The sequence below is a fragment of the Aeromonas sp. TW 6 genome (assembly GCF_013168745.1).
Classification (GTDB): Bacteria; Pseudomonadota; Gammaproteobacteria; order Enterobacterales; family Aeromonadaceae; genus Aeromonas; species Aeromonas caviae.
The window spans coordinates 1-2,272 of record NZ_JABERS010000103.1; the positions used below are offsets into that span (position 1 = coordinate 1).

The window sequence follows — 2,272 nt, forward strand, 5'->3', positions numbered from 1 at the left end:
TTGCGGAATACTGCTTCCGGTTTAATCATCGTTTTGACCTCAAGAGCATGTTGGTTGAATTGGGGCATGCAGTCGTGGCAAGCCCTCCGATGCCATATCGGCTCTTGAAGCTGGCTGAGGGTCATGGATAATCAGGTTCGCATTTAAGATGGACAAGCTTGTTGCTGCCTGTCTGCTCGCCACCCCCGTCACCGCCAAGGAGTGGAAGACGGTACGCTTTGGCGTGGAGGGGGCCTATCCACCCTTCTCATGGACCGATGCGTCCGGAGAGATCAAGGGATTTGACATCGATCTTGCCAACGCCCTGTGCCAGCAGATGGCCGTCAGGTGCGAACTGGTGGCCCAGGATTGGGACGGCATGATCCCGGCCCTGCTGTCGCGCAAGTACGACGCCATCATCGCTGCCATGTCGATCACCGACGAGCGGCGCAAGAAGGTCGACTTCACCGAGAAATATGCCCACATTCCCAACCGCTTCGTGGCGGCCAGGGGCACCGAACTGACGCTGACGCCGGAAGGGATGGCGGGCAAGCGCATCGGCGTGCAGCGGGCCACCACCCACGACAAGTACCTGACCGACAACTTCGGCTCCAGCGTCACCATAGTGCGTTACGGCAGTGCCGATGAAGCCTACCTCGACCTGAAGGCGGGACGGGTGCTGGCCCTGCTGGCCGACGCCTCGGCTATCGAACAGGGGTTGCTTGGCAAGGAAGGGGGCGACAAGTTCGACTATGTGGGGCCGGCCCTGACCGACCGTCAATGGTTTGGCGACGGCATGGGGATCGCGGTGCGCGAGGGGGATCAGGATCTCAGGGCCAGGCTGAACGACGCCATCAAGGCCCTGTGCGCCAACGGCAAGTATCAGGAGATCAACCGGAAGTACTTCAAGTACGATATCTATGGCGGTTGATGGGTAACAGTCGGAGGGAGCCTGCTCCCTCCTTTTTCATGCAGCAAGGAGAGACCCCATGTTGACCCTGATCGAGGGTGCGCAGATCCATAGTCCGGCCCCGCTCGGCCAGCAGGATCTGCTGGTGGCGGATGGCCGCATCGCCTGGATGGGCAAGGGTCTGACGGTTCCGGCCGACTGGCCACTGACGCGGGTGGACGCTGGCGGCCGCTATCTGGTGCCCGGACTGGTGGACCCGCTCGCCCATATCACCGGAGGCGGCGGCGAGGGAGGCTTCGGCTTTCGCACGCCGGAGCTCTCGGCAAGGGCAGCTCTGGCGGCGGGGGTCACCACGCTCGTGGCGGCCCTCGGCACCGACAGCCTGACCCGCAGCCCGGCCCAGGTGCTGGGGAAGGTGCGCGAGTTTCGCGCCGCCGGGGTGAGCGCCTTCATGTACACCGGCTCCTACCACCTGCCGGTCAAGACCCTCACCGGCACGGTGGAGTCGGACATCATGCTGATCCCCGAGGTGCTGGGGGTGGGGGAGGTGGCCATCAGCGATCACAGGTCCAGCGCCCCCACCCACGACGAGCTGGCGCGGCTGGCGAGCGAGGCGCGGGTGGCCGGGCTGTTGTCGGGTAAAAGTGGCGTCAGCTTCTTTCACCTGGGGGATGGCCGGGGGGGGGGCTGGCGCCCCTGCGGGCGTTGCGGGACGGCACCGACATCCCGCAACGCCAGCTCTACCCCACCCACTGCAACCGCAACCCCTGGCTCTTTGCCGAGGCCATCGAGTGGGGTCGGGCAGGCGGCTGGGTCGACCTCACCACGTCGAGCTTCCCGGACCTGCTGGATGACGGAGAGCGGCTCGCGGCCGACGCCCTGGTGGCGTTGCTGGCGGCCGGCGTGCCCGTGGATCGCATCAGCTTCAGCTCGGACGCCAACGCCAGTCTGCCGCGCTTTGACGGCGAGGGGCGACTCATCGAGCTGCGCTGCGGCCAGATAGGGAGCCTGTGGCAGGAGGTGGTGGCGGCCTGCGGCAAGGGGGTGGCGCTGGAGACGGCACTGGCGGTAGTGACGGCCAATCCGGCCAGGGCGCTGGGGCTTGCGAGCAAGGGTACCCTGGGGGTGGGGCAGGATGCGGATCTGCTGCTGATCGATCCTGATACGTTCGCCATCGAGCGGGTGATGAGTGGGGGTCGGTGGCGCACCTGAGCCAGTGTGCGCCCGTCAGTAAACGAAAAGCCCGGCACTGCTGCCGCAATGCTGTTCACTTAAGAGAATTTGAGTTCCAGTCCACGTAGTATCAGGGCTAAAAAATGAGGTTCATCGCGGCTTTCCGGGGAAGGCCGCCTTGATTTTCAGAAAAAAGTATTCTGAGTCCCT

General features: G+C 64.5%; 1 protein-coding gene and 2 pseudogenes. All 3 read left to right on the forward strand.

Annotated elements, in window-relative coordinates; all coding sequences use genetic code 11:
- Positions 1-131 (forward strand): annotated as a pseudogene (locus HKD46_RS21125) (IS1595 family transposase); the annotation flags it as partial.
- 17 nt (positions 132-148) lie between these two features.
- A complete protein-coding gene (locus HKD46_RS21130; protein ID WP_043156607.1) occupies positions 149-910 on the forward strand; it encodes an ABC transporter substrate-binding protein in 762 nt (253 codons plus the stop codon).
- A gap of 58 nt (positions 911-968) precedes the next feature.
- A pseudogene (gene iadA / locus HKD46_RS21135) lies at positions 969-2,101 on the forward strand (beta-aspartyl-peptidase).
- Positions 2,102-2,272: the final 171 nt, after the last annotated feature.

Bases quoted from the DNA above. Each gene is read 5' to 3' on its own strand.
- HKD46_RS21130 (WP_043156607.1), top strand. From the start codon at position 149: ATGGACAAGCTTGTTGCTGCCTGTCTGCTCGCCACCCCCGTCACCGCC.